The organism is Pseudomonas sp. KU26590, assembly GCF_026153515.1.
Taxonomy (GTDB): domain Bacteria; phylum Pseudomonadota; class Gammaproteobacteria; order Pseudomonadales; family Pseudomonadaceae; genus Aquipseudomonas.
Window position 1 is genome coordinate 4,094,846 of the sequence record NZ_CP110644.1, and the last position, 25,215, is coordinate 4,120,060.

The window sequence follows — 25,215 nt, forward strand, 5'->3', positions numbered from 1 at the left end:
GATGAGAGGGAGCGAATTGAGACCGCTAAAATTCAAAGAGCAACTTCTGTGCCGCGGGCGCAATCATGCCTTTGTCCGGCGTTACCGGCCCTACGTCAAATGACGTACGCGCATACGTCACGCTGCGTATACCCCGATTCCCGCGCCCGCCTCATGCTTGCTCGCAGCTCGCGACGGACCCTCACCCGGCCGCCGCGAATCACCAGCACAGGAGCGGGAACATGGATTCACGACTGACAGGCCCCACGCGCTTTTTCCCCCGACGGCTGGCATTGGGGGCGGCAGCCCTTTCGCTGATCGCCGCCAGCGTGTTCAGCCAGATGACCCTGGCCGATGACGCCAACACCACCGGCCTGGCCGTCACGCCGACCGAAGTGACCGTCGGCCAGCTGCACTCGGCCACCGGCACCATGGCGATCTCCGAAACCGGTTCGATCCAGGCCGAACGCCTGGCCATCGACCAGATCAATGCGTCGGGCGGCATCCTCGGGCGCCAGATCAAGATCATTCAGGAAGACGGCGCGTCCGACTGGCCGACCTTCGCCGAGAAAGCCCGCAAGCTGCTGGTCAACGACAAGGTGGCCACGGTGTTCGGCTGCTGGACCTCGGCGTCGCGTAAAGCGGTGTTGCCGGTGTTCGAAAAAGAAAACGGCCTGTTGTATTACCCGACCTTCTACGAAGGGCTGGAACAGTCGAAAAACGTGATCTACACAGGCCAGGAAGCCACCCAGCAGATCCTTGCCAGCCTGGACTGGATCGCCAAGACCAAGGGCGCCAAGACCTTTTACCTGATCGGTTCGGATTACATCTGGCCGCGCACCTCGATGAAGATCGCCCGCAAGCACATCGAAAACGTGCTCCACGGCACCGTGGTCGGCGAAGACTACTACCCGCTGGGCAACACCCAGTTCGGCTCGCTGATCAACAAAGTCAAATTGAAGAAACCTGACGTGGTGTTCGCTGCGGTCGTGGGCGGTTCCAACGTGGCGTTCTACAAGCAGCTCAAAGCCGCGGGCGTCGATTCCACCAAGCAGACGCTGTTGACCCTGTCGGTCACCGAAGACGAACTGCTGGGCATTGGCGGCGAAAACATGAAGGGCTTCTACGCCTCCATGAAGTACTTCCAGAGCCTGGATAACCCCAACAACAAAGCGTTCGTTGAGGCGTTCAAGGCCAAGTACGGCAAGGATTCGGTGATGGGCGACGTGACCCAGGCCGCCTACCTCGGTCCGTGGTTGTGGAAAGCGGCGGTCGAGAAAGCCGGCAGCTTCGATGTCGACAAAGTGGTCGCGGCGTCCCCGGGCATCGAGCTGAAAACCGCACCTGAAGGCTACGTGAAGATTCACGAAAACCATCACCTGTGGAGCAAGACCCGCATCGGTGAAGTCCAGGCCGACGGCCAGTTCAAAGTGGTTTACGAGTCGGATCTGATCGAGCCGAATCCGTTTCCAAAAGGTTATCAATAACAGTTGATGGAACCGCGCGCTCCACTGTAGGAGCGCGCTTGCCCGCGAAGACGTCAGTACATCCGCTGCATTTCTAGCGCCTGACACATGGCATTCGCGGGCAAGCGCGCTCCTACACGTGCGGCGCTCATATACCTCACCTCGGAGACCATCATCATGGAATGGCTATCGGAATTTGGTGCCATCGCGGCCATGCAGGGGTTCAACGGGCTTTCCGTGTTCTGCGTGCTGTTGTTGATGGCCCTGGGGCTGGCGATCATCTTTGGTCAGATGGGCGTGATCAACATGGCCCACGGTGAATTCCTCACCATCGGCGCCTACACCACCTACATGCTGTCGACCCTGGTGCAGAGCTATTGCCCGTGGATGCAGCCGTACTATTTCTTCTTCGCCATCGCGTTGTCGTTCGTGGTGGCCGGTGCAGTGGGCTGGGTGGTGGAGTGGGTGATGATCAGTCGCCTCTACCACCGACCGCTCGACACCCTGCTGGCGACATGGGGCCTGTCCCTGGTCATGCAGCAAGCCTTCCGTTCCATCTTCGGCGCCCGCGAAGTCAGCGCCAACCCGCCGGAATGGCTGATGGGCGCGGTCAACCTCACCGACGCCATCGAAATCCCGCGCAACGGCCTGTTCGTCATGGGCCTGACCGTGCTGATGACCGGCGGCATTTTCCTGATGCTGTACCGCACCCGCTGGGGCCTGCATGTCCGCGCCACGGTGCAGAACCGCATCATGAGCCGGGCGGTGGGCATCAACACCCGCAAGGTCGACCGCATGACCTTCGCCCTGGGCTGCGGCGTTGCCGGGGTCGCGGGCGCGGCGTTCACCACCATCGGTTCCACCGGCCCCACCGCTGGCTCCCTGTACATCGTCGACACCTTTCTGGTGGTGGTTTTCGGCGGCGCAGCCAGCCTGTTCGGCACCATTGCCTCGGCGTTTGCCATTGCCCAGACCCAATCGCTGTCGGAATTTTTCATGAGTGGCTCGATGGCCAAGGTCCTGACCCTGTCCATCGTGATTCTGATCCTGTTGATGCGCCCCCAAGGGTTGTTTGCCAGCAAGGTTCGTAAATAAGTGTGCGCCAGAGAGGTAGCCCCATGAACGCGCTAAACAAAATGCTCGGCGGACGCCAGGGCGTGGTCGGCCTGCTGATCCTTGCGACCCTGATTCTGGTGGTCTTCCCCCTGACCCTGGACGCCTTTCGCCTGAACATGGTCGGCAAATACCTGACCTACGCGTTCGTCGCCGTGGGTCTGGTGTTGTGCTGGGGGTACGGCGGCATTCTCAGCCTGGGGCAAGGCGTGTTTTTCGGCCTGGGCGGGTACTGCATGGCGATGTTTCTCAAGCTGGAAGCGTCTGATCCGGAGAGCACCAAGATCCAGTCGACCCCGGGCATTCCGGACTTCATGGACTGGAACCAGATCACCGAACTGCCTTGGTTGTGGGTGCCGTTTCACAGCTTCACGTTCACGGTGATGGCGGTCATCGTGCTGCCGGTCCTGCTGGCGTTGATCATTGGCGTCGCGCTGTTCAGACGCCGGGTGGGCGATGTGTATTTTTCCATCGTCACCCAGGCCATCGCCTTGATCCTCACGGTGCTGATCATCGGCCAGCAAGGGCTGACCGGCGGGATCAACGGCATCACCGATTTGAAGACGCTGCTGGGATGGGACATCCGCAGCGACAGCGCCAAGCTGGTGTTGTACTTCATCAACGCAGGCCTGCTGTTCGGCTGCATCCTGTTTGGCAAATTCATCCTCAACTCCAAGCTGGGCCGGCTGCTGATGGCCATGCGCGACAAGGAAGAGCGGGTGCGCTTTTCCGGTTACGACGTGGCGGCGTTCAAGGTCTTCGTGTACTGCGTCGCGGCCTGTTTCTCGGCCATCGGCGGGGCCATGTTCGCCTTGCAGGTGGGGTTCATGTCGCCCTCGTTCGTGGGCATCGTGCCGTCCATCGAGATGGTGATTTTCGCCGCCGTCGGCGGGCGCATGTCGCTGCTGGGTGCGGTGTACGGCTCGCTGCTGGTGAACTACGGCAAGACCTACTTTTCCGAGTCGTTCCCCGAATTGTGGCTGTACCTCATGGGCGGGCTGTTCATCGCCGTGGTCATGTATTTCCCCAACGGCCTGGCCGGTTTATGGGAAAGCCACGGGCGCAAATGGTTGTCGGGCCTCAAGCGCAAACCTGCCCCGGTACTGGCCTCCCCTGCCCCGACCATCACGCCAACGCCCGCCCCCGCTGACAAGAAAGCCGCCAGCCCGATGGAGATTCAGCCATGACCAGCCCCACAGGCTTTCAGATGAACAAACCGGTCCTGGCCATCGAAGGGCTGACCGTTTCGTTCGACGGCTTCAAGGCGGTGGACGACCTCAACCTGTACATCGACCGCAACGAAGTGCGCGTGGTCATCGGCCCCAACGGCGCGGGCAAGACCACGGTGCTGGATTTGATCTGCGGCAAGACCCGGGCCACGGGCGGCAGCATCCAGTTCAAGGACCGCGAGCTGACCAAAATGAACGAGTACGACATCGTCCGTGCAGGGGTCGGGCGCAAGTTTCAGACGCCGTCGATCTACGACAACCTGAGCGTGTTCGAGAACCTGGAGATGTCGTTTCCGGCGGGCCGGTCGGTGTTCGGCGCGCTGTTTTTCAAGCGCACCCAGGCGGTGCTGGACCGGGTCAATCAGGTGGCCGCCGACATCTTTCTCGGTGACTTGCTGCAGCAACAGGCGGGCCTGTTATCCCACGGCCAGAAGCAGTGGCTGGAGATCGGCATGTTGCTGATGCAGGACCCGGAACTGCTGATGCTCGACGAGCCGGTGGCGGGCATGAGTGTCAGCGAGCGTGCGCAAACCGCCGACCTGCTGAATCGCATCAGCCAGGGCCGCTCGGTGCTGGTGATCGAGCACGACATGGAGTTCGTCAAGAGCATCGCGCACAAGGTCACGGTGCTGCATCAGGGCAAGGTGTTGGCCGAAGGCAGCATGGAGTCGGTGCAGAGCAACCCGAAAGTCATCGAAGTCTATCTGGGCCATTAAGGAGCGCAGCATGTTCAACATTCAGCAGCTGGCGTGTGGTTATGGCCAGAGTCAGGTCCTCCACGACCTGAACCTCTCGGTGCAGAAACAGGAAATCGTCGCGGTCATGGGCCGCAACGGCATGGGCAAGACCACGCTGTTCAAAAGCCTGATGGGCATCCTGCCGCAATGGGGCGGCCAGGTTCAGTTGGACGGCGTAGACGTGTCCGGCCTGGAAACCCACAACCGGGTCGCCCAGGGCATGGCCTACGTGCCTCAGGGCCGGATGATTTTTCCGTCGATGAGCGTGCTGGAAAACATCCAGACCGGCCTCCCCGCCTCAGCCGGCGGCAAGGTCCCGGAAGACCTGTACGCGCTGTTCCCGGTGCTGTTCGACATGCGCGGCCGACGCGGCGGCAACCTGTCCGGCGGCCAGCAACAGCAGCTGGCCATCGCCCGGGCCCTGGCGACCAATCCCAAGGTGTTGTTGCTCGACGAGCCCACCGAAGGCATCCAGCCGTCGATCATCAAGGACATCGCCCGCACCCTCAAAGAGATCCGCACCCTGCGCAACCTGACGATCATCGTCTCGGAGCAGGTGCTGTCCTTCACCCTGGAAATCGCCGACCGGTTGCTGGTGATCGAGAAAGGCCGCTTCGTCATCGAAGAAACCCGGGCCAATGTCGATGAAGCGACGATCAGTCGGTATTTGTCGGTTTAGTAATGCCCGGAGATATGCAGCGTTAGATCGGACGCCATCGCGAGCAAGGTGGGCCGCCACCCCGGTCGCTCCTACAGAGGAATGCGGCCAACTGTAGGAGCGCGCTTGCCCGCGAAGACGTCACCCGGACCAACACATTTCTATCGGATTGACCCGAAACCCAAGGAGAACCCCCCATGACCGATACCTTGATCAAAGTCGACCTCAACCAGCCTGTCACCGAAAACGAGCAGATCCACAACCGCTGGCACCCGGACATCCCGATGGCCTGCTGGGTCAAGCCGGGGGATGATTTCATCCTCGAAACCTACGACTGGACCGCTGGCGCGATCAAGAACAACGACGATGCCAGCGACGTGCGCGACGTCGACCTGACCACCGTGCATTACCTGTCCGGGCCGGTGGGTGTGCATGGCGCTCAGCCAGGCGACCTGCTGGTGGTGGAGCTGCTGGACATCGGCGCCCGAGCCGATTCGCAATGGGGCTTCAACGGCTTCTTTTCCAAGCAGAACGGCGGCGGCTTCCTCACCGAGCATTTCCCGCTGGCACAGAAATCCATCTGGGATTTCAAAGGCATGATGACCAGCTCCCGGCACATTCCCGGCGTCGAGTTTGCAGGCTTGATTCACCCCGGCCTGATCGGCTGTCTGCCGGACCACAAGATGCTCGCCGAGTGGAACCGCCGCGAACAGGAACTGATCGACACCGACCCGGACCGCGTCCCGGCACTGGCCTGTCCGCCCTGCGCCAGCACGGCGCACCTGGGCAAACTCAAAGGCCCGGCCCGCGACCTGGCCGCCGCCACGGGCGCACGCACGGTGCCGCCCCGTGAGCACGGCGGCAACTGCGACATCAAGGACCTGTCCCGGGGCTCGAAAGTGTTCTTCCCGGTCTACGTCGACGGCGCGGGTCTGTCCGTGGGCGACTTGCACTTCAGCCAGGGCGACGGCGAAATCACCTTCTGCGGCGCCATCGAAATGGCCGGCTGGGTGCACATGCGCGTCGAGTTGATCAAGGACGGCATGGCCAAGTACGGGATCAAAAACCCGGTCTTCAAGCCAAGCCCTATCGTGCCGAACTACAACAACTATCTGATCTTCGAAGGCATCTCGGTCGATGAAGCCGGCCAGCAGCACTACCTGGACGTCAACGTCGCCTACCGCCAGGCGTGCCTGAACGCGATCAACTACATGACCAAGTTCGGTTACTCCCCGGCCCAGGGTTATTCGCTGTTGGGCTCGGCACCGGTGCAGGGTCACATCAGCGGCGTGGTCGACATCCCCAACGCGTGCGCGACGTTGTGGCTGCCGACCGAGATATTCAAATTCGACATCAACCCCAACGCCAACGGCCCGACGAAATTCATCGACGGCACCGTGGACTTGCCGATCGCGCAGGATAAGTAACGCCGGGCTGAGTCCCCCCTGCAGGCGCGAATGAATTCGCGCCTGCAGAACGCACGCCGACTAAAGGATTTTAGCCATGCCCATGTACGAATACGACTGCCCCGACTGTGGGGATTTCACTTCGCTGCGGCCCATGGCCGAGAGCGCGCTGCCGTGCGAGTGCCCGGCATGCGGCGCTTCGAGCCTGCGGGTGATTCTGTCCGCGCCGGGGCTGAGCACGATGGCCGGCAACACCCGCAGCGCCATCGCCCGCAACGAGCAAAGCGCCCACGCGCCAAAAACCCTGGACCAGTACAAGGAAAGCCGGGGCCACCCCAGCGGTTGCAGTTGCTGCGGCCCGACGAAAAGACTCGAACCCACCAAAGCCAATCCACACGCCCTGAAAGGCAAGCCAGCGGGCCGACCGTGGATGATCAGCCATTGATCGACTCATGGGGGTCAACCGGCCCCTTCACGTCAGGTGAAGGGGGCAGTAAAGGGGCCGTGGCCGCGCATCAGTGGTGGGAGGCCAGATGACAGCGCACGGATGTCCCAACGTCTTTGGCCGGTACTAACGCTTGCGGCTTTTCGCAGCCGTGGGTGGCTTTCGGGCAGCGGTCACGAAAGTAACACCCCGTCGGCAGCGTCCGATTGCCCGGCAGCTCAGTCGGCGCCGACACCTGCCCCTCGTCCACCGACACCCCCAGACGCGGCACGGCCTCCAGCAACAGCTGCGTATACGGATGACGCGGCCGCTCCAGCACTTCCGCCGCCGTACCCAACTCAACAATCTGCCCCAGGTACATCACCGCCACCCGGTCGGCCATGTGCCGCACCACCGAGACGTTGTGGGAGATCAGGATGTACGTCAGGTCGCGGCTACGCTGCAGCTCTGCCAACAGATTGAGGATCTGCGCCTGCACCGAGATGTCCAGCGCCGAGGTCGGTTCGTCGAGGACGATGATGTCCGGGTTGGAGGACAGCGCCCGGGCAATCGCGATGCGCTGACGCTGACCGCCGGAAAACTGGTGGGGAAAACGGTCCAGGTACTCCGTGCGAATGCCCACCTGAGCCGCCACCTTCGCCGCAATGGCACGCATCTCGTGGCGCGGCGCCGAACGCTGCACGAACAGCGGCTCGGTGATGATTTTCCACACCGGCAGCCTGGGGTCGAGGGACGACTGCGGGTCCTGAAAGACGATCTGCACGTTGCTGCTGCGTTCCTTGTCGCTGTTGTAGATCCAGTCGAGTCGCCCGGATGTTGGCTTGATCAAGCCCATCAGCAACTGCGCCAGGGTGCTTTTACCGCAGCCGGACTCCCCGACCACGCCGAGGGTTTCACCGGCGCAGACCTGCAGATCGATGCCGTTCAGGGCATGGGCCAAGGCCTTCGGGCGCCCGAGCCAGTCCTTGCCCATCGGGTAATGCACGCGCACGTCTTGCAGGCCGAGGATGGTCGGGCTTTCACCGGGTAAGGTCTGCAGGGCTGAACGGTTCATGGCCGCGACTCCTGTACGGTGGCGTGTGAGGGCGCGCTCAACCAGCAAGCGCTTTTGCGGTCGGCGGCTTCGTCGATGATCTGCATCGGCGGGCGTTGCAGGCATTGGGCCGTGCCGAAGGCGCAGCGATCCAGGAACGTGCAGCCCTCCGGCAACGCCGAAAGGTTGGGCACCTGCCCGGGAATGGTCATCAGGTCCTGGCCCGGTTCGACCTGCTCCGGCAAGCCACTCAGCAAGCCTTGGGTGTACGGATGCTGCGGGTCGGCCATCACCTGCGCAGTGACGCCCTGCTCCACCACCGCACCGGTGTACATCACGTACACCCGGTCGCAGAACTGCGACACCAGCGCCATGTCGTGGGTGATCAGCAAAATCGCCGTGCCCCGCGCGCGCGCCTTTTCCCGCAGCAGCAACAGCACCTGCCGCTGCACCGTGACGTCCAGCGCGGTGGTCGGTTCGTCGGCGATGAGCAATTGCGGATCGCAGGAAAAAGCCAGAGCGATCATCACCCGCTGACGCATGCCGCCGGAGAGCTCGAAGGGGTAGCTGTTCATCACCTGCTCGGGGTCGGCGATGTGCATGTCCCGCAGCAACGCGATGGCCTTGGCCTTGGCGTCGGCCTTGCCCAGGCGCTGGTGATGAATGATCACGTCGAGCATCTGCCGACCGATGCGGCGGGTCGGATTGAGCGCGGTCATGGGTTCCTGAAAGATCATCGCGGCGTCACGGCCACGCACACTGAGCAGGTCCTTCTCTTTGGCGGTGAGCATGTCGCGGCCCAGAATGCTCAGGCTGCCACTTTTCACGTCGTAGGAACGCTCCGGCAGCAGGCGCAGGCTGAGCATCGCGGTGACCGACTTGCCCGAGCCGGACTCGCCGATGACCCCGACGATCTCGCCGGGATTGACGTGCAGCGAGACACCGTTGAGCGCCTTGACCGTGCTTTTGTAAGCCGGGAATTCGATGCGCAGGTCGTCGATGACCAGCACCGGGGCTTGCTCGGCAAGGGGTGTTTGAACGGAAGCCTGCATGGTCATTTCCCCTGCTGCCGTGGGTCGAGCAAGTCACGCACGCCGTCGCCCAAAAGGTTGAAACCGGTGGCCGTGATCAAAATCGCCACGCCGGGAAAGGTCGAGTACCACCATTGATCGAGGATGTAGTTGCGCCCGGTCGCGACCATCGCCCCCCACTCCGCCGTCGGCTGTTGCGCGCCCAGGCCAATGAAGCCCAGCGCCGAGGCCATGAGGATGGCGCTGCCGATGTCCAGGCTCAGCTGCACCAGCAACGGCGGCATGGCGTTGCGCGCCACGTGCCAGATGACCATGTGCCAACGACCGGCGCCGAAGGTTTCGGCGGCCTTGACGTAACCCATCTGGCGAATGCTCAAAGCCTGACCCCGGGCCAGGCGCACGTAGAACGGAATCCGCACCAGCGTGATCGCCAGCATGGCGTTGAACAGGCTCGGGCCCAGCGCGGCGGCCAGGGCCATGATCAGTACCAGCGACGGCACCGAGAGCATGATGTCCATCAGGCGCATGATCAGCCCGTCGAAGCGTCCGCCAATGATCCCGGACAGGCAGCCCAGCAAGCCGCCGGCAAAGCACGAAGCGAAGGCCACGAACAGCCCGACGCCGACGGATTGCCGGCTGCCGTACAGCACGCGGCTGAACAGATCCCGGCCCACTTCGTCGGTGCCGAACCAATGGGTGGCGGACGGCGCGGCGAGGCGCTGGGTCAGGTTCAGCGCATTGGGATCATGGGACGCGAGCCAGGGTGCGAAAGCCATGACCAACAGCACCATCACGGTGATCAGCAGCCCGGCCATGGTCAGCGGGCTGCGGCGGATCTGATGGGCCAGGTAGGCCCATTTGTCTTGCCAGCGCGAGGCGGCCGGCAGTGGCGCCACGGTGGGCGCGGTGATCGGGGTAGTCATGTCAGTTGACCTCGCCAATGCGCGGATCGATCAGGCGGTACAGCAGATCGATCGCCATGTTCAGCAGCACATAAATGAAGGAAACCATGATCGCGAAGCCCATCACCGCCGGGAAATCCAGCGACTGGATCGACTTGACCACGTAGGCGCCCATGCCCGGCCAGGCGAACACGGTTTCCGTGAGCACCGCGCCGTAGAGCAGATCCCCCAGGGTCAGGCCCAGTACGGTCACCGAGGGAATCAGCGCGTTGGGCAAGGCGTGGCGCAGAATCACCGCCCATTTCGACAGGCCGTAGGCGCGCGCAGTGCGGATGTAGTCTTCGCCGAGCTGGTCGAGCATCGCCGAGCGGATCTGCCGAGCGACCACGCCGAGGTTGACGAAGCCCAGGGTGATGGTCGGCAGAATCAGGTGCTGCAGCGCATTGGCGAACAGTGCGGTGTCGCCGGCCAGCAGCGTGTCGATGAGGTAAAAGCCGGTGATGGTGCGGGGTGGGTCCAGCCCTTCGTCAAGACGCCCGCTACCGGGCAGCCAGTTCAGGTGGCCGTAGAACAACACGATCAGGCCCAGCCCGAGCCAGAACGCCGGGGTCGAAATCCCCGTCACTGCCAGGGTGCGCGCGACCTGGTCGATGAAGCGGTTGTGGTACACCGCCGAGAGCACGCCCAACGGCACGCCCACCAGAATCGACAAGGTCAGCGCCGCCAGCGCCAGTTCCAGCGTTGCCGGGAAGAACGCCTGCAAATCTTCGAGCACCGGACGATGGGTGCGAATCGACGTGCCCAGGTCGCCGTGCAGCAGGTCGAGCATGTAGCGGCCGTATTGTTGATACAGCGGTAGATCCAGCCCCAACTGGTGGCGGATGTTGTCGACGATGGCGTCGGTGGCGCGGTCCCCGGCGATCAGTCGCGCGGGGTCGCCCGGAATCAGGTGCGAGATGGAAAAGGTAATCAGGGAAACGCCGAACACCACCAGCAGCAGGCCGCCCAGGCGTTTGCGCAGCATATTCAGGAAGGCCATGGGGCACCTCGGTCACGCAGTCGATCAATAACGCGAAACAGCTCGCGGACACAGCGCTGCGTCACAGGACCCCGCCTCCCTTGCAGGGTCCTGTGAGTCACAGCGATATACGGGATGCAGCGCTTACTTGGTGATCGTGCCGACGTTGAACACTTGTTCCAGCATCGGGTTGAACACGTAACCCTTGACCTTGTCGCTCATCGGCAAGGTGTAGGCCTTTTGGTAGAGGTAGGCGTAGACGCTGTCGTTGAGCACGATCTTCTGCGCCTGCTGGTACAGCTCGGTGCGCTTGGCCATGTCGTTGGTGGTCGCCGATTCACGAATCAGTTTGTCCACAGCCGGGTTGTCATAGAACGAACGGTTGCCGGCCAATCCTTTCAGCTTCGAGTCGAAGAAGAAGTTCATGAACATGTAGGGGTCGGCGAAGTCCGGGCTCCACGAACCAATGGCGATGTCGAAGTCCCCGGTGCCCAGGCGCTCACGCATGCTGGCGTTGGCGAGCTTCTCCAGCTTGAGGTTCACGCCCAGGGGTTGCAGACCGGCTTGCAGCGTCAGGCCGATGGGTTCCCAGTTCGGGTCTTTGTCGGAGTACATGAACGTGAGGTTGCTGACCTTGGGCGAGACTTTCGCAAGATCGGCCTTGGCCTTGTCCATGTCCTGCTTGAACGCCGGCAGCTTCTCGTCATACGCCCACATGCCTTGGGGGATCGGGCCATTGAGGGGTTTGGCCTTGCCTTTCAGGATGCCGTTGATGATGCCGTCGTAGTCCAGGGATTCGACAATGGCACGCCGCGCATCCGGGTTGTTCATCGGCGCTTTCTGGGTGTTGAGGTACAGCAGCGTCACCCGCAGCGATGGGTAGTCACCCACGACGATGCCGGACTTCTTCGCCAGCGCTTCGAGCTGGTCTTCGGGCATGTCTTCGATGATGTCCAGGTCGCCGTGTTCCAGCTGGAGACGGCGCACGGAGGCCTCGCTGATGATCTTCACCACGACTTTCTTCAGGGTCGGTTTGGGGCCGGCGTAGTAGCTGTTCTGCTCCATGGTCAGGGCCTGGCCTTTCTGCCAGTTGACCAGCTTGAACGCGCCCGAACCTGCGGTGTGGTTCGACAGGTACGCGTCGGCGCCTTCGGCCTTCTTCGCCACGTCCGGGTTGATGATCGCCGCGCCGTTATGGGCCAGGGTCGAGAGGAACGGCGCGTACGGCGCTTTCAGGGTGAAGCGCACGGTCAGCGGATCGACCACCGACACCGCCATGTCATCGGGGAACGCACCGGACGGCCCTTGCTTGAGCTTCATCACCCGGTCGAAGGAGAACTTCACCGCCTCGGCATTGACCTCGGCGCCGTCATCGAATTTGTTGCCGGGCTTGAGCTTGAATTCCCAGGTCAGGTTGTCTGCCGAGGTGGTCCAGCCGCTGGCCAGCTCCCCCGCCACTTCGGTGCTGCCCTTGCCGTTTTCGACCTTGTAGGTGACCAGCCGCTGGTACGCCGGGTAGGTCACGGTCCAGTCATTGTTGTCGATGGTCACGGCCGGGTCGAGGGTCTGCGGGTCGGACGGTTTGCCGATCATCAGGGTGTCCTGGGGCACGGCTGCGCTGGCCGATTGCCAGGCGCCGAGGCCCATGGCGGTGCAGAGGACTGCCATCGCCAGCGTGCGTGGGGTAAGGATTGATTTCATGCCGGTTCCTTGATCGTTCGATGTCTGAAAGTTCGTCAGGTTTGTTATTGAAGCTATACCGGGCAGTTAAAGCTCACAGGCCTAAGGCCTGCGAAATGGCGTGCCCTGCTCTTGCGAGGTCGGGTGGCGCCAGATTCAGCCGGGATTCGTGGTCGTCCCGATCGTGTGTTCGTGTGTTTTGTTTTGTGTTGAGTACTGCGTGTTGGGCGTTCAGTCAGCGGGCTGGATCGAGCCGTCGTCGATCAGCGGATAGTCCTCGGCGTCGGGCAGTTCGTAATGCCACCACTCGCTGTCGATGTAGGTGAACCCTGCCGCCAGCATGATCCCCAGCAACAGCAGGCGGTTGCGTTGCACGTCGATGGGCAGGTCGGCGAAGAACTGATGGGACTGCTCGCGCATGTCATCGAAGCCGGTGCCCATGTCCAGGGCGTTGCCGCTGGCATCGATCAGGGTCAGGTCCACGGCCACGCCCCGGGTGTGGTGCGAACCCAAAGCGGGGTCGCGCACGTATTCCGGGTTGGGCAGCGCCTGCCAGAGCAGGTACTGGGCGTAAGCCGGGCGATACGCGTCGAAGATGCGCAACCGCAACCCGGCCTGCCTCGCCAGGGTGCTGGCCTTGCGCAGACACTGCTCGGCGTCGCGGTGCAGGAGGCAGCGCGGGTCCTGGTAAATCTGCTTGCCGGCGAGGTTGTCGACACCGGCGTAGATCAGGTCGATCTCGACCTGCATCGCGTGGGCATCGACTTCGACGAGGGGGCTATTCACGTAACGGCACTCCAGATCAGCGTGTGCGAGTTGCTTCAGTAGGACCGGCTTTAGCCGGGAAGCTCTATCTATTCAAACTGGCCAAACAGTTGTTGCAGCTCACGGTTCTTCGCCAGCCTCTGGTCGAGCCGGTCGCCATAACGCTCGGCCACCGCCGACACCATCAAATTGAACAGGCAGGTCAGCGGCGCCAGGGAATCCCAGAACTGCCCCACGTCGGCGTTGAGCTGCAGCAGATCGCTCGGGTAATCCCGGGCCCACGGGCAGTGAAAGTCGGTAATGAACGCCAGCCCGACGTTCTGCTGATGGGCGACTTCGCAGAAGGTCCGCGTGACAGCGGAATAGGTGCGGAAGTCGGCGATTACGGCGTAGGGGTTTTCGAACTGGGAGTTCAACGATTCGGCGTAGGTGCCGGACAGGCCGTCGACGTAATACACCTTGGGCCGGATGTACTCCAGGTGACTGAAAAAGGCGTTGAGGATGCCGCGGGTGGTCTGGATGCCGACGATGAACACGGCGTCTGCGCTGTACAGCCGATCGACGATGCGGGCGAAGGTTTCGCCGCGTGCCAGCGCGTAAACACGCTGGATGGCTTCCAGTTCGCGGTTCATCGAGCGCTCCAGTGCATCGCCCTGGGTGTTTTCTTCGCGAAACGCGCCGAGCCGATCGGTGATCACCCAGGGGCTGGCACTGTCACCGCGCAGGCTCTGTTTGACGTCGTCGATGTTGCGATAGCCAAGAGAGCGCAGAAAACGCCCTACCGAAATGCCGGTGGTACCGGTCTGCTGGGCGATGCTGTCAGCGGTCTCGAACGGCAGCTTCTGCGGATTGGCGAGCAGGTAGCCGGCGATGCGCTTGCCCGTCGGCGTCAGGTCACTGAACCGCTGTTCCAGAGCATCGAGGAAAGGGCTTTTATCCATGGGAATTTCGCCAGTGGAGCCGGGTTATAGGGACCGGATTAATGTTACTAGACGGTCATTTTGCGACAGAATGTTAGCAACATAACATCGCGTTTCGAGGGCTTACAACGCTTTTTTCAAAAGATTTCAGGCGGGTAATTTTCGTGATTCAGGGTGGTGCGAGGGTGAGGAAAAATGCGCGATTGCGGGGCGAAAATGAGGGGTGTGGCAGGTTGTAAATGGGTAACAGGAGTACCGGCCTCTTCCCGGCTAAAGCCGGTCCCACAGGGGTGCGCGGTGTATTTGTGGGACCGGCTTTAGCCGGGAAGAAGCCCGTGTGAACACCCTCGCTTTTGCGGTGTATCGACTGACGCTTTCCCGGATGAAGCCGGTCCTACGTGGGTGCGCGGTGTAATTGTGGGACCGGCTTTAGCCGGGAAGAGGCCTGTGTGAACATCCTGAATTCTGCGGCGTATCCACTGACGCTTTCCCGGCTGAAGCCGGTCCCACATGGGTGCGCGGTGTACTGGTAGGACCGGCTTTAGCCGGGAAGAGGCCTGTGTGAACATCCTGAATTCTGCGGCGTATCGACTGACGCTTTCCCGGCTGAAGCCGGTCCCACATGGGTGCGCGGTGTAATTGTGGGACCGGCTTTAGCCGGGAAGAAGCCCGTGTGAACACCCTCGCTTTTGCGGTGTATCGACTGACGCTTTCCCGGCTGAAGCCGGTCCTACAATGAGTGCGCGATCCTGCAATGGGTCCGCGGTGTATCCGCGGACCCATTACCTACCCAATTCAGCGCAGGTTGGTTTTCGCCAATTCCAGCACCATGTCGGCTTTGCCGTTCATGACGGCTTTGAGCATGAACAGGCTGAAGCCTTTTGCCTGGGCGAGCTTGATCTTCGGCGGCATGCCCAGTTCCTGCTTCGCAGTCACCACGTCCACCACCACAGGCCCCGGATGTTCGAAGGCTTTCTTCAGGGCATTGGGCAGGTCAGCCGAGTCCTCCACGCGAATCCCCAGAATCCCTGCGCCGATGGCGATGTTGGCAAAATTGGTGCTGTCGAAATCGGTGTCATGGGGCACGTAACCGCCGGCTTGCATTTCCATCGCCACGAAGCCCAGAGAGCTGTTGTTGAACACCACCAGCTTGATCGGCAGGTTCAATTGGCGGATCGACAGCAGGTCGCCCATCAGCATCGACAAGCCGCCATCGCCGCAGAGCGCCACCACTTGCCGTTGTGGGAATGCCGCCTTGGCACCCAATGCCTGGGGCATGGCATTGGCCATGGAACCGTGGTTGAACGAGCCCAACAGCGAGCGCTTGCCGTTCATGGTCAGGTAGCGCGCCGCCCACAAAGTCGGCGTCCCCACATCGACGGTGAAGATCGCGTCCGGGTCAGCGTAGGCATCGACCAGTCGCGTCAGATACTGCGGGTGAATCGGCTCGCCATGGCCCGATGGCGTGGCCAGTTCGTCGAGTTCTTCGCGGGATTTGGCGTAATGATCCAGCGCCTTGTCGAGGAATTTGCGGTCGGTGTGGGGCTTGAGACGCGGCAACAGTTCGTCGAGGGTTTCAGCGATGCCGCCTGCCAGGCCGAGGGTGACCGGCACGCGACGGCCGATGGCGGTCGGGTCGATGTCGATCTGGATGACTTTGGCTTTTTCCGGGTAGAAATTGCGGTACGGGAAGCTGCTGCCGAGGATCACCAGCGTGTCGCAGGCCATCATAGCGTGGTAGCCGGAGCTGAAGCCGATGAGCCCGGTCATGCCGACATCGAAGGGGTTGGCGTATTCGATGTACTGCTTGCCGCGCAGGGCATGAACCACGGGTGCGGAGAGTTTTTCCGCCAGCGCCACCACTTGATCGTGGGCCTCGGCACAGCCGGCGCCGGCGAGAATGGTCACGGCTTTGGATGTGTCCAGCAGGTCCACCAGGCGTTGCAGGTCGGCTTCTGCCGGGATGACCCGCGCAGGCGCGTGATCAACCCACTGGGGCTTGATGTCGGGCGCCGCGCTCAGGGCGACGTCGCCGGAAATCACGATCACCGCGACGCCGCGCTGGCTGATGGCCGCGCGCATGGCCCGCTCCAGCACCCGGGGGAATTGCTCCGGGGTGCTGACAGTTTCGACGAAGTGGCTGCACTCTTTGAACAGGTCGGTGGGGTGGGTTTCCTGGAAGTAATTCAGGCCGATCTCGGAGGACGGGATCTGCGCAGCGATGGCGAGGACCGGCACGCCGCTGCGGTGGCAGTCATACAGGCCGTTGATCAAGTGCAGATTGCCCGGACCGCAACTGCCCGCACACACCGCCAGCTTGCCGGTAGACGCTGCTTCCGCCCCTGCCGCGAACGCCGCGACCTCTTCGTGACGGGTGTGCATCCACTTGATCTTGCCCAGGCGCTGGAGGCTGTCGGTCAGGCCGTTCAGGCTGTCGCCGCTGACGCCCCAGATCTTCGAGACGCCGGCTGCGGCGAGGGTTTGGGCGAGGTAATCGGCGATGGTTCTGCTGGACATGGGGTAAGTTCCTTGTCGAGTCGAATGAGCGCGCGAGGCCGGAACAGACATCGCGCGTGGTCTCAAATCGACCTGTCGCGCCGGGGACAGTTCAGTGCGTGTGGGCGGGCGCCATTTTTGAGAGGGTCGGATGCCGTAGGAGCCGGCTTGCTGGCGAACGCGTTGTGTCAGTCACCGGTTGCGTAACTGACGGATCGGGTTCGCCAGCAAGCCGGCTCCTACAGGGCAATGCGTCATGAGCCAGGTCCGCATCCCCCGTGCAGGGAATGCGTCATGCGCCAGGCACCGCATCGCTCGCGAAGGCAGCAATGAGGCCCCGCACATCACACCGGCGGCTGGCCCACCGCCTTGCTCGGTTCGGCGATCTGCACTTTGGGGTTCACCGGCGTTGCGCTTGGCGTGGCGTATTGCTGTTTCAGGTGGCCGTCCGGATCCAGCAGCCAGGCATCGAGGATTTCACGCACCACGGGACCGGCCACGCGCCCGCCCGCCTCGCCGTTCTCGATCATCACCGCGACGACAATCTTGGGATTGGCCGCCGGGGCGAAACCGACGAACAAGGCGTTGTCGCGGTGGCGTTCCAGGGTTTTGTTGCGGTTGTAGCGTTCGCCCTGCTTGATCGCCACCACCTGCGCGGTGCCGCTCTTGCCGGCGATGCGGTATTGCGCGCCTTGCGCGGCGGCACGTGCGATGCCGCGCGGGTCGTGCATCACCGCTTGCATGCCGTTGTTGACCTGGTCCCACTCGTGGGAATCGCGCAGCACGATGTTCGGCATCGGGTGCTCATCGACCGGCGCCACGCCGCCGATCTCCTTGGCCAGATGCGGGCGGTGCCAGATGCCCTTGCTGGCGATCAGCGTCGTCGCCTGGGCCAGTTGCAGCGGTGTGACCTGCATGTAGCCCTGGCCGATGCCGAGGATCACGGTCTCACCCGGGAACCACGCCTGACGGCGGGTGATGCGCTTCCATTCTTTGGACGGCATGAGGCCCGCCGATTCTTCGAACATGTCCAGGGAGACCTTCTGGCCGATGCCGAACATGGTCAGGTAATCGTGCAGGCGGTCGATGCCCAGCTTGTGCGCCAGGTCATAAAAATAGGTGTCGTTGGAGCGCATGATCGCCGCGTACAGGTCCACCCAGCCATCGCCGCTGTGGTTCCAGTTGCGGTACTTGTGGTCGAAGTCCGGCAGCTGGAAATAACCCGGATCGAAGACTCGGGTTGATGGCGTGATGACGCCGCTGTCCAGGCCGGCAATGGCCACCTCCGGCTTGATTGTCGAACCCGGGGCGTACAACCCGCGCAGCACGCGGTTGAACAGCGGCCGGTCGACCGAATCCCGCAGCGCCGAATATTCCTTGAAGCTGATCCCGGTGACGAACAGGTTCGGGTCGAAGCTCGGCTTGCTGACCATCGCCAGGACTTCGCCGGTGGCCGGATCAATCGCCACCACCGAGCCGCGACGATCCCCCAGCGCGTGCTCTGCGGCCTCTTGCAGCTTGATGTCCAGGCTCAGCGTGATGTTTTTGCCGGCGACCGGATCGGTGTGCTTAAGCACCCGCAACACGCGGCCCTGGGCGTTGGTTTCGACTTCTTCGTAGCCCACATGACCGTGCAGCTCGCTCTCGTAGAACCGCTCGACGCCGGTCTTGCCGATGGACTGCGTGCCGCGGTATTCCACCTGATCGAGCTGGGTCGCTTCCTTCTCGTTGATCCGCCCGACGTAGCCGATGGAGTGGGCGAAATGCTCAGCCAGCGGATAGTGGCGAACGAATTGCGCCTCGACGTCCAGCCCCGGCAGGCGGAACTGATTGACCGCCAACAGGGCGATCTGCTCTTCGGTCAGCTCATACAGCAGCGTCACCGGCACAAAGCGGTGCGGCGAGTTTTTCATCGCCTTGTCGAAGATGATGCGGTCCTCGTCCGGCAGGTTGAGGATCTGCATCAGTTCGTCGATCACCGCGTGCCAGTCCCCTGCGCGCTCGCGGGTCATGGTCAGGTTGAAGCTGGGGCGGTTGTCGGCCAGGATCACGCCGTTACGGTCGAAGATCAGCCCGCGCTCCGGCGGAATCGGCAGCACGTGGACGCGGTTGTTTTCGGAAATGGTGGAGTGGTATGCGAATTCGGTGACTTGCAGGAAATACATGCGGCACACCAGCGCGACGCTGAGCATGGCCACGAACACGGCGCAGGCGATCAAGCGTTTATTGACCAGCCGGGTTTCCTTCTCGTGGTCTTTTAAGGGTATCGGATCGGGCATTTCTGTCGCTACTCGGTGAACAGATGGACGGCACAGTCAGCACCCCGTGTGAATAGGCGGGACGCAAATGGCGTGCACGATACCAAGAAGTCGCCGTGGCAAAGGACTTGGCTTTATGAAGATTCTGTCAGGTTCAGGCCATTGTCGGCCCCACCTGCACCACCCTGGGACTGCATCGGCGAAATGCCACCAACCCCGATCTGACCCATTGTTACTCGATTGCGAGGCGACTGTTGCGCAATCGGTAAGAGTGATTTACCGATTTGACCGGCTGCAACACGGGGTAACACATCTATCATGGCAGTTGGCGTGAAAAGATGCGGATCAGTTTCGGCAATTCCCCGCCTAGCGTGCGCTATTCGCTCGCAGGCCTGCCAGAGACCCAGTGTCACACCCCGCCAAGAGCCACTTGCCGTGCACATCGTATGCGCGGCAATACCCGTGATAAAGAACGCAGAGCACAGCCCCGGCACGGACCATTCCCAATGGACTGTGGGGGCGTGGTTTTGCAGGAGCCCAGAATGACAGAAAAACCCAAAGGCCTCACCCGCCGCCAGTTGCTGAAAGGTTCAGCCACAACGCTGGCCGTCGGTGCAGCTGCCACGGCCCAGGCCGCCACCGTCGTCGGTGTGCCGCAGTGGGTGCCCTTCGACCACAACGGTCCGATGCACTACGACACCCCCGGCTGGCAGTTCTTCACCGACGCCGAGGCCACTGCCGTGGAAGCCATTGTCGCCCGACTGATCCCCGCCGATGACCTCAGCGTCAGCGGCAAGGACGCCGGCTGCGCGGTGTTCATCGACCGCCAGCTGGCGGGCGAGTACGGCACCTTCAGCCGTCTTTACATGCAGGGCCCGTTCGTTCAAGGCACGCCGATGCAGGGTGACCAGTCGGAACTGGTGCCGCGCCAGCGTTATCGCCTGGGCCTCGCCGGCCTCGAAGGCTACTGCCAGAAGCAGTTCCAGAAAAACTTCAGCGCCCTGACCGCAGAACAACAGGACAAGGTCCTGACCGGTCTGGACAAAGCCGAGATCACGCTGGATGGCATCGACGCCAAACTGTTCTTTCAGCAAGTGCTCGGCAACACCATGGAAGGCTTCTTCGCCGACCCGGTCTACGGCGGCAACCGCGACATGGTGTCGTGGAAAATGATCGGCTTCCCCGGTGCCCGCTACGACTACCGCGAGTACATCGGTCTGCACAACCAGAAGCTGAATCTGGTGCCGCTCTCCATCATCGGCAGCTCCGCCTGGACCAAAAAGGGTTAATTCGACATGGCCAAAAAACTACCTTCCACGGACGTCGTGGTAGTCGGGCTCGGCTGGGCCGGATCCATCATTGCCAATGAACTGGCGGATGAAAATCTGAAAATCATCGGCTTCGAACGCGGCCCATGGCGCGATACCGCGGCTGACTTCAACGTGGCCTCGGCTGCGGACGAGTTGCGCTACAGCCGCCGTCAGGACTTGATGGCAAGAACCCGGCAAAACACCACGACTATTCGTAACAGCGTCACCGAGACAGCGCTACCCATGCGCAGCTGGGGCTCGTTTCACCCGGGCAACGGCACCGGCGGCGCAGGTAATCACTGGGCCGGTATCACCTTCCGCTTCCAGCCCCATGAGTTCCGGCTGCACAGTCACCTGACCGAGCGTTACGGCAAAGAGCTGTCGCCTGAATTGACCCTGCAGGACTGGGGCACCGACTGGGATGAAATGGAGCCGTTCTACACCAAGTTCGACCGCCTGGCGGGGATCTCCGGCAAGGCCGGCAACATCAAGGGCGTGATTCAGGAAGGCGGCAACACCTTCGAAGGCGCGCGCTCCGAGGAATACCCGAACCCGCCGACGCAACAGACCTACGCGCCGACGCTGTTCGCCGAGGCCGCCAAGAATCTCGGTTACAAACCGTTCCCGGTGCCGTCGGCGCTGCAATCGCGCGCTTACGTCAACTCCCTCGGCGTGGCGATGGGTGCCTGCACCTTCTGTGGTTTCTGCACCAACTACGGCTGCGCCAACTACTCCAAGGCCAGCGCCATCACCACGGTGTTGCCGGTGCTGGTGCGCAAGCCGAACTTCACCGCGATGACCAACTGCGAAGTGTTGCGCGTGACCATGGACAGCAGCGGCAAACGCGCCACCGGCATCGTCTACATGGATTCCAACGGCGAAGAGTGGGAACAGCCCGCCGAACTGGTGGTGATCAGCGCGTTCATCTTCGAAAACGTGCGCCTGATGCTGTTGTCCGGCGTCGGCCAGCCGTACGACCCGGTGACCAACACCGGCACCACGGGCCGCAATTACGCCTACCAGACCGCCAACAGCGTGCGCATGTTCTTCGATGACAAGAACTTCAACCCGTTTATCGGCGGCGGTGCCATCGGCATGGGCATCGACGAATTCAACAACGACAACTTCGACCACTCGGGTCTCGGTTTCGTCGGCGGCGGCAGCACCCGCGTGACGCCCATCGGCGCAGCGCCCATCGACTCCCGCCCTCTCCCGCCCGGCACCCCGGCCTGGGGTTCGGAATGGAAGAAAGCCACGGTCAAGAACTACGCCAGCTCCATGTCCATCGGCTGCGAAGCGAGCAGTTACGCGACCCGCACCAACTACCTGTCGCTGGACCCGACCTACAAAGATCCGCTGGGTCGCCCGCTGCTGCGCATCACCTTCGACTTCCCGGAGAACGATCGCAAGATGGCTGCGTACGTCACCGGCAAGGTCGGTGAGATCGCCAAGAGCATGAACCCGCGGCAGATGGTGCCCAGCTCCCAGCAAGGGCACTGGAACAGCGCGCCGTATCAGTCGTCGCACATCGTCGGCGGCTTCATCATGGGTGCCGACCCGAAGAACAGTTCGGTGAACAAACACCTGCAAGTGTGGGGCGTGCCGAACCTGTTCGTGGTTGGCTCCTCCGCCTTCCCGCAAAACCCGGGCTACAACCCGACCGGTACCGTCGCGGCACTGGCCTTCAAAGCGGCGGATGCCATCCGCACCCGCTACCTCAAGCGTCCAGGGGAGATGATCAGCGTATGAAGACTCTTCTGACGGTCTGCGCAGGCGTTATCGGCCTGTCTGTTTCCCTGGCTCATGGCGCAACTGGCGCCGATTCGTACAACATCGTGGAAAAGGGCCGCTACCTGACCACTCTGGGCGACTGCACGGCGTGCCACACGATACCGGGCAAGCCGCTGTTTTCCGGCGGCGTGATTCTTGATACCCCGTTCGGCAAGCTGGCAGGCGCGAACATCACTCCGGACCTGGCGACCGGCATCGGCCGCTGGAGCTTCGACGACTTCCAGAACGCCATGTCCAAGGGCCACGGCCTGGACGGCAAGCGTTTGTACGGCGCCATGCCGTTCACCGCGTACACCAAGGTGCTGCGTGAGGACAACCTGGCGATCTTCGCGTACCTGAAGACGGTCGATCCGGTGGAGAACAAGGTTGAAACCAACCAGCTGCCCTTCCCCTTCAACGTGCGCACCAGCCTGATCGGCTGGAACCTGATCAACTTCAAGGAAGGCGAGTTCAAGGCCGATCCGCAGAAGTCCGAGCAGTGGAACCGCGGCGCGTATCTGGTGGAAGGTCTGGGTCACTGCGGCACGTGCCACACACCGAAGAACCTGATTGGCGGTGACAAGAACGATCAGTTCCTCACTGGCGCCAATCTGCAGAATTGGGTGGCGCCGAACATCACCTCCACTGGCCACGATGGCATTGGCGCGTGGAGCGAGGCGGACATCGTCAAGTACCTGAAGACCGGCGCGAACCGTTTCGACATCGCGTCCGGGCCGATGGCCGAGGAAGTCGAGCATTCTTCGCAGCACTGGAAGGATGAGGATTTACTGGCGGTGGCGGTGTACTTGAAGGATGGCGCCAAGCCGGTCGAGGCAGCCAAGCCAGTCGCTGCGGACGATGGGGCGATGGTGGCGGGCAAGGCGATTTATGCGGATCGCTGTTCGGCGTGTCATACGCCGACGGGTGAAGGCGCGGCCAATCTGTTCCCGAAACTGGCGATGGCGCCGTTGGTGAATAGCAATGATCCGTCGTCGCTGATTCGTGTGGTGCTGGCGGGCAGTCGGGCGGGTGCGACGGATGCTGCGCCGACGGCTCCGGCGATGCCGGCGTTTGGCTGGAATCTGTCGGATGAGAATGTCGCGGATGTGCTGACGTATGTGCGTAATACGTGGGGCAATGCGGCGCCGGCGGTCTCGGCTTCGGATGTGAAGGATGTACGTGAGGGGTTGAGGGCGAAGTAGGTTTTTCGTTTGCCTGACGTTGGAGATCAAGATCAAGAGCGTCTGCCTAGGGGCAGACGTTTCGCCTTCGGCGAGTTACTTGGAAAAGCACCCCAAGTAACCAAGGGTGCTTGCTCTCGGTTGGGCCCCTCCTTCGTCGGGGTTCCTTCACTCCGGTCTCGCTCCGTGGGCCCTGCGTTCAGCCTGCACCCAAGTCGCGATCTGTGGTGTATGAACTTCCTGCGTATGAAGATCAAAAGCAGATCACGTGCAGTCCCGGTGCTTCCCGGCTAAAGCCGGTCCCACTGGCTGCATGCGTTGCTTTTAGTGGGACCGGCTTCAGCCGGGAAGACGCCCGCTCGGGCACCATCAATCTTGCTGCTCAACCCTCTGTGATCATTTGATGATCGTTCCCACGCTCCGCGTGGGCATGCATCCCAGGACGCTCTGCGTCCATTCCCGGCTAAAGCGGGTCCCACTGGCTGCACGCGATGCTTTTAGTGGGACCGGCTTTAGCCGGGAAGAGGCCAGTCTGGGCACCGATATTTTTTGACGGCGAGCTGAATACCCCTCCCATCATTCACTTGTACGATGTCTTATCACGAGGTATTACTAGCGACCCGTAAAAAAATAATAGAACGGAGATCGCTACATGGACTCATCCCTGTCCGCCATGCCCGAACACGCTGAAACCCTTGAGCGCTCAAGCGGCAACACCCGCCGCAGTTTCCTGAAAAAATCCCTCGCCGTTTCTGCCACACTGGCCGCGGTTGGCAGCGGCGCTCTGCCCCGCCTCGGGTCTGCTGCAGAGCCCCTGAGCCAGCGCTACCCGGATCCGCTCGTTCACATTCTCGACGACAGCTTTCTCGAACTGCGCGTCTTCAACGCCAGCGTGGAAAAACTCGCCACCGGCATGCGTTGGGCCGAGGGGCCGGTGTGGGTCGGCGACGGGCGTTATTTGCTGGTCAGCGACATCCCCAACAACCGCATCATGCGTTGGGACGAAATCACCGACACCTTCACCGTGTACCGCGAGCATTCCAACTTCTCCAACGGCATGTGCCGCGATCGCCAGGGCCGCCTCATCGTCTGCGAGGGCTCCACCACCACCAGCGAAGGCCGCCGCATCACCCGCACCGAATACAACGGCACCATCACCGTGCTGGCCGACAGCTTCGACGGCAAACCCTTCAACTCCCCCAACGACATCGCCTGCAAAAGCGACGGCTCGATCTGGTTCAGCGACCCGCCCTTCCAGACCAGCAACAACTACGAAGGCCACAAAATCACCCCGACTCAACCCCACGCTGTCTACCGCATCGACGGCGAGAGCAGGAAAGTCACCCGGGTGATCGACGACCTGGCGGGTCCCAACGGCCTGTGCTTCTCCCCTGACGAAAAGACCCTGTACGTCGTCGAAGGCCGCGCCAAACCGAACCGCCTGATCTGGGCCATCGCGGTCAAGGACGACGGCACCCTGGGCGAACGCCGCAAACACATCGAAGGCCTGGACTACGCCGCCATCGACGGCATCAAATGCGACGAAGCCGGCAACCTGTGGTGCGGCTGGGGCGGCAACGGCGACCCGAAGGCCGACCTGGAGAAACTCGACGGCGTGCGCGTGTTCAATCCCCAGGGCAAGGCCATCGGGCACATCTCGTTGCCTGAGCGCTGCCCGAACCTGTGCTTCGGCGGACGCGAAGGGAATCGGTTGTTCATGGCGAGCAGTCACTCGATTTACTCGCTGTTTGTGAATACGCGCGGGACTGGGTTTGCGGTGTAGGGGTATTTACTTGCTGGATCGGCGGCCGAGCGGCC

At 62.2% G+C, this 25,215-nt stretch carries 20 protein-coding genes; 11 read left to right on the plus strand and 9 right to left on the minus strand.

Going from position 1 to position 25,215, the window contains the following annotated elements:
• Window positions 1-221: 221 nt before the first annotated feature.
• From urtA to OKW98_RS17975, 7 genes are all read left to right on the plus strand, one after another.
• Window positions 222-1,466, plus strand: a complete 1,245-nt coding sequence (gene urtA / locus OKW98_RS17945) for an urea ABC transporter substrate-binding protein (protein WP_133775380.1) — start codon at window positions 222-224, stop codon at window positions 1,464-1,466.
• Window positions 1,467-1,622: 156 nt separating this feature from the next.
• Window positions 1,623-2,540, plus strand: coding sequence for an urea ABC transporter permease subunit UrtB (gene urtB, locus OKW98_RS17950; protein WP_265385988.1), 918 nt, complete (start codon window positions 1,623-1,625; stop codon window positions 2,538-2,540).
• A gap of 23 nt (window positions 2,541-2,563) precedes the next feature.
• A complete protein-coding gene (gene urtC / locus OKW98_RS17955) occupies window positions 2,564-3,745 on the plus strand; it encodes an urea ABC transporter permease subunit UrtC (RefSeq protein WP_265385989.1) in 1,182 nt (393 codons plus the stop codon).
• Window positions 3,742-4,503 carry an urea ABC transporter ATP-binding protein UrtD gene (gene urtD / locus OKW98_RS17960; RefSeq protein WP_265385990.1) on the plus strand — a complete coding sequence of 254 codons (762 nt, stop codon included), beginning with the start codon at window positions 3,742-3,744 and terminating at the stop codon, window positions 4,501-4,503. The genes urtC and urtD overlap by 4 nt, the downstream gene beginning before the upstream one ends.
• A 10-nt stretch (window positions 4,504-4,513) precedes the next feature.
• Window positions 4,514-5,203, plus strand: a complete 690-nt coding sequence (gene urtE, locus OKW98_RS17965) for an urea ABC transporter ATP-binding subunit UrtE (protein WP_133775383.1) — start codon at window positions 4,514-4,516, stop codon at window positions 5,201-5,203.
• A 176-nt stretch (window positions 5,204-5,379) separates the two neighbouring features.
• Window positions 5,380-6,609, plus strand: a complete 1,230-nt coding sequence (gene fmdA, locus OKW98_RS17970; RefSeq protein ID WP_074887566.1) for a formamidase — start codon at window positions 5,380-5,382, stop codon at window positions 6,607-6,609.
• Window positions 6,610-6,685: 76 nt separating this feature from the next.
• A complete protein-coding gene (locus tag OKW98_RS17975) occupies window positions 6,686-7,033 on the plus strand; it encodes an FmdB family zinc ribbon protein (protein ID WP_265385991.1) in 348 nt (115 codons plus the stop codon).
• A 70-nt stretch (window positions 7,034-7,103) separates the two neighbouring features.
• On the opposite strand, the gene OKW98_RS17980 is transcribed toward OKW98_RS17975, so the two are convergent.
• The 9 genes from OKW98_RS17980 to mrdA form a co-directional block, all read right to left on the minus strand.
• Window positions 7,104-8,087 (minus strand): oligopeptide/dipeptide ABC transporter ATP-binding protein, encoded by a 984-nt coding sequence (locus tag OKW98_RS17980; protein WP_265385992.1) that lies wholly within the window; start codon window positions 8,085-8,087, stop codon window positions 7,104-7,106.
• A complete protein-coding gene (locus OKW98_RS17985) occupies window positions 8,084-9,124 on the minus strand; it encodes an ABC transporter ATP-binding protein (protein WP_265385993.1) in 1,041 nt (346 codons plus the stop codon). Before OKW98_RS17985 ends, OKW98_RS17980 begins: the two co-directional genes overlap by 4 nt.
• Complete coding sequence (gene ddpC, locus OKW98_RS17990; RefSeq protein WP_265385994.1) at window positions 9,121-10,020, minus strand: D,D-dipeptide ABC transporter permease; 900 nt, start codon at window positions 10,018-10,020, stop codon at window positions 9,121-9,123. Before ddpC ends, OKW98_RS17985 begins: the two co-directional genes overlap by 4 nt.
• 1 nt (window position 10,021) lies before the next feature.
• Window positions 10,022-11,038: an ABC transporter permease gene (locus OKW98_RS17995; RefSeq protein ID WP_265385995.1), complete on the minus strand. Its 1,017-nt coding sequence runs from the start codon at window positions 11,036-11,038 to the stop codon at window positions 10,022-10,024.
• A gap of 123 nt (window positions 11,039-11,161) precedes the next feature.
• Window positions 11,162-12,718 carry an ABC transporter substrate-binding protein gene (locus OKW98_RS18000; protein WP_265385996.1) on the minus strand — a complete coding sequence of 519 codons (1,557 nt, stop codon included), beginning with the start codon at window positions 12,716-12,718 and terminating at the stop codon, window positions 11,162-11,164.
• 210 nt (window positions 12,719-12,928) lie between these two features.
• Window positions 12,929-13,447: a D-alanyl-D-alanine dipeptidase gene (gene ddpX, locus OKW98_RS18005; protein WP_265389765.1), complete on the minus strand. Its 519-nt coding sequence runs from the start codon at window positions 13,445-13,447 to the stop codon at window positions 12,929-12,931.
• 104 nt (window positions 13,448-13,551) lie between these two features.
• On the minus strand, window positions 13,552-14,403 hold the full coding sequence (locus OKW98_RS18010; RefSeq protein ID WP_265385997.1) for a MurR/RpiR family transcriptional regulator: 852 nt from the start codon (window positions 14,401-14,403) through the stop codon (window positions 13,552-13,554).
• Window positions 14,404-15,177: 774 nt separating this feature from the next.
• Window positions 15,178-16,899, minus strand: a complete 1,722-nt coding sequence (gene poxB, locus OKW98_RS18015; RefSeq protein ID WP_265385998.1) for a ubiquinone-dependent pyruvate dehydrogenase — start codon at window positions 16,897-16,899, stop codon at window positions 15,178-15,180.
• A gap of 323 nt (window positions 16,900-17,222) precedes the next feature.
• On the minus strand, window positions 17,223-19,157 hold the full coding sequence (gene mrdA, locus OKW98_RS18020) for a penicillin-binding protein 2 (protein WP_265385999.1): 1,935 nt from the start codon (window positions 19,155-19,157) through the stop codon (window positions 17,223-17,225).
• A 521-nt stretch (window positions 19,158-19,678) separates the two neighbouring features.
• On the opposite strand from mrdA, the gene OKW98_RS18025 reads away from it, so the two are divergent.
• The 4 genes from OKW98_RS18025 (at window position 19,679) to OKW98_RS18040 (ending at window position 25,180) form a co-directional block, all read left to right on the plus strand.
• A complete protein-coding gene (locus OKW98_RS18025; RefSeq protein ID WP_265386000.1) occupies window positions 19,679-20,425 on the plus strand; it encodes a gluconate 2-dehydrogenase subunit 3 family protein in 747 nt (248 codons plus the stop codon).
• A gap of 6 nt (window positions 20,426-20,431) precedes the next feature.
• The gene (locus OKW98_RS18030; protein WP_265386001.1) at window positions 20,432-22,195 is read left to right on the plus strand and encodes a GMC family oxidoreductase; all 1,764 of its coding nucleotides are present in this window, start codon (window positions 20,432-20,434) and stop codon (window positions 22,193-22,195) included.
• Complete coding sequence (locus OKW98_RS18035; protein ID WP_265386002.1) at window positions 22,192-23,418, plus strand: c-type cytochrome; 1,227 nt, start codon at window positions 22,192-22,194, stop codon at window positions 23,416-23,418. The genes OKW98_RS18030 and OKW98_RS18035 overlap by 4 nt, the downstream gene beginning before the upstream one ends.
• 652 nt (window positions 23,419-24,070) lie before the next feature.
• Window positions 24,071-25,180, plus strand: a complete 1,110-nt coding sequence (locus OKW98_RS18040; RefSeq protein ID WP_265389766.1) for an SMP-30/gluconolactonase/LRE family protein — start codon at window positions 24,071-24,073, stop codon at window positions 25,178-25,180.
• Window positions 25,181-25,215: the final 35 nt, after the last annotated feature.